This window comes from Psychrobacter sp. AOP5-GZ1-6 (genome assembly GCF_052376345.1).
Taxonomy (GTDB): domain Bacteria; phylum Pseudomonadota; class Gammaproteobacteria; order Pseudomonadales; family Moraxellaceae; genus Psychrobacter.
In genome coordinates this window covers 1-338 of sequence record NZ_JBQSVP010000370.1, presented here as the reverse complement: position 1 = coordinate 338, position 338 = coordinate 1, and the positions used below count along the sequence as shown (strand labels likewise).

Annotated in this window: 1 protein-coding gene; it reads left to right on the top strand. The window is 43.5% G+C overall.

Annotated features, from left to right (window positions below; genetic code table 11):
- Nucleotides 1-65: 65 nt before the first annotated feature.
- Nucleotides 66-338 (top strand): transposase (locus tag ACT3RN_RS16250; protein WP_444518892.1); only part of this gene is annotated, 273 nt, incomplete at its 3' end.

Sequence of the window (338 nt, the reverse complement as noted above, 5' to 3'; positions counted from 1 at the left end):
TGAGCTATGCTGAAGAAACCGTAGAGGTAAACTTGGTAAACTAAGCGTATTAATCGGAGTTTATCATGACCAAGAAAGTAAGAACCTACAGTGACGAATTTAAAGCCGAGGCCGTCAAGAAGATATCAGACAATAATGGCAATATCTCAGCCACTGCAAAGCAGCTTGGCATTGCCATGCAAACGCTATCAAATTGGCATAACAAAGCCAATCAAGGCAAGCTTGTCGGCACAGAGCAATATGATCCTGACCTTATGAGTGCTCTTCAAGAAATAAAGCAGCTCAAGCGGCAGCTCAAAGTGGCTGAAGAGGAACGCGAAATACTAAAAAAGGCGACG